Origin of the sequence: Ideonella azotifigens, from assembly GCF_006519715.1 — a bacterium.
Lineage (GTDB): Bacteria > Pseudomonadota > Gammaproteobacteria > Burkholderiales > Burkholderiaceae_C > Ideonella > Ideonella azotifigens.
In genome coordinates this window covers 1-2,061 of record NZ_VIDT01000843.1, presented here as the reverse complement: position 1 = coordinate 2,061, position 2,061 = coordinate 1, and the positions used below count along the sequence as shown (strand labels likewise).

Here is a 2,061-nt window from a genome sequence, read left to right as displayed (position 1 = left end):
TGAAGAAGGTCGAAGGCACGCTGCCGACCGAGGTCTCCGCCGAGCTGCTGAAGGAGCCTGCCGAGCAGGCGCTGGCCGCCACGCTGGCCGAGCTGGGCCCCAAGGCCGACGCGTTGTTCGACGCGCACGACTACGCCGCCAGCCTGCAGGCGCTGGCCGGGCTGAAGGCGCCGGTGGATGCGTTTTTCGATGACGTGATGGTCAACGCCGAAGACCTGGCGCTGCGCAACAACCGCCTGGCTTTGCTGGGCCGGCTGCACGCGGCGATGAACCGCGTGGCCGACCTGTCGCGCCTGGCGAGTTGAGCGACTGAACCTTCATCACCATGCAAGCGCCCAAGCTCATCATCATCGGCCGCGACGGCATCCTCAATCGCTTCCGCGAGGACCACGTCAAGGAGCCCGACGAATGGGAGCCGATTCCCGGCGCGCTGGAGGCGGTGGCGCAGCTCAACCATGCCGGCTGGCACGTGGTGCTGGCGACCAACCAGTCCGGCATCGGCCGCGGGCTGGTCGACATGGCTTCGGTCAATGCGGTGCACCAGCACATGATGAAGCTGCTGATGGCCAAGGGTGGCCGCATTGATGCGGTCTTCTTCTGCCCGCACGCCCCCGAAGAGGCCTGCGACTGCCGCAAGCCGCTGCCGGGCATGATGCATGACATTGCGCTGCGCTACGGCGTGGACCTGAAGCTGGTGCCGATGGTGGCCGACACGCTGCGCGACCTCGAAGCAGCGCGCGCCGCTGGCTGCCCGCCGCACCTGGTGCGCAGCGGGCGCGCCACGCTGGTGACCGAGGCCGAACTGGCGCAGTGGATGGCCGCGGTGCCCAGCACCGAGGTGCATGACGACCTGGCCTCCTTCGCTCGCTGGCTGCTCGCGAAAGAAGCTGCCCAAAAGCTGCTCCACCCGGCCGGCACGCACGGCCAGCGGGCGCCCGCCGCGGGCCTGAAGCCCAGCGTTTGAAATTAGAACCCGCAAGGCAGGAGCCTGGAAGTACATGCAACGTTTGGGATGGATGATTCGATCGGCCCTGTTTTTCCTCTGGATGACCGTCACGGTCATCCCCTGGGCGCTGGCCGTGGTGCTGGTCTCGGTGGTGATGAAGGGCACGCCGCTGTACTGGATGTGCGCCGGCTGGCTGAGCACTGCGATCTGGGGCGCCAAGGTGATCTGCGGCGTGAAGTACCGCATCACCGGCATGGAACACGTGCCGACCGCGGCCGACAGCAAGGCTGCCGTGATCCTGGCGCCCAAGCACCAGTCGACCTGGGAGACCTTCGCCTTCCCGGCGATCATGCCGCACCCGCTGTGCTATGTGTTCAAGCGCGAGCTGTTGTGGATCCCATTCTTCGGCTGGGCCATCGGCAGCCTGGACATGATCCACATCGACCGCAGCAAGCGCAACCAGGCCTGGAGCAAGGTGGCCGAGCAGGGCCAGCAGCACATGGCCAAGGGCAACTGGGTCATCATGTTCCCGGAGGGCACACGCTCGGCTCGCGGCGAGCAGGGCGACTACAAGACCGGTGCCTCGCGGCTGGCCATCACGGCCGGCGTGCCTGTCGTGCCGATTGCCGTCAGCTCGGCCAAGTGCTGGCCACGCAAGAGCTTCCTGCTGCGCCCCGGCATGATCGACGTCTCCATTGGCCCGCCCATCCCCTCCGTTGGCCGCAAGCCCGACGAATTGATGCGCGAAGTCGAAGCCTGGATCGAAACCGAGATGCGGCGCATCGACCCCGAAGCCTACGCAAGCCGTTGAGTCACTAGAATCGCCGCTCATGGCCCCACGCCGTGACGCCGCCTTGCCGCGCCAGATGTCCTTGTTCGACCTGATCGACGCGGCGTTCCCGTCGCTGACCGGTGCGTTCACCGCGCCGTCAACCCCGGCACCAGCCGCGCTGTCCCAGCCCCCAGCTGTCCAGCCCCCACCGCCTGCGCCGCCCCCCGGCCCGCGGCCGTTCGATTACACCCATGCCAAGGCCGACCGCGAGATCCGGCTGGGCGACTGCCGGGTGGGCTACCTGCTGCGCCGTGCGCGCCGAAAATCCATCGGCTTTTCCATC

The 2,061-nt window shown here is 67.5% G+C and carries 3 protein-coding genes and 1 pseudogene; all 4 read left to right on the top strand.

The annotated features are described in order from the left end of the window. On the top strand, nucleotides 1-305 hold a 305-nt coding region (locus tag FKP22_RS28360), incomplete at its 5' end, for a DALR anticodon-binding domain-containing protein (protein WP_259372468.1). 20 nt (nucleotides 306-325) lie between these two features. After that, nucleotides 326-964: a D-glycero-beta-D-manno-heptose 1,7-bisphosphate 7-phosphatase gene (gene gmhB / locus FKP22_RS28355; protein ID WP_141291433.1), complete on the top strand. Its 639-nt coding sequence runs from the start codon at nucleotides 326-328 to the stop codon at nucleotides 962-964. A 34-nt stretch (nucleotides 965-998) separates the two neighbouring features. Next, nucleotides 999-1,757: a lysophospholipid acyltransferase family protein gene (locus FKP22_RS28350; protein ID WP_141291431.1), complete on the top strand. Its 759-nt coding sequence runs from the start codon at nucleotides 999-1,001 to the stop codon at nucleotides 1,755-1,757. A gap of 19 nt (nucleotides 1,758-1,776) precedes the next feature. Further along, nucleotides 1,777-2,061 (top strand): annotated as a pseudogene (locus tag FKP22_RS28345) (hypothetical protein); the annotation flags it as partial.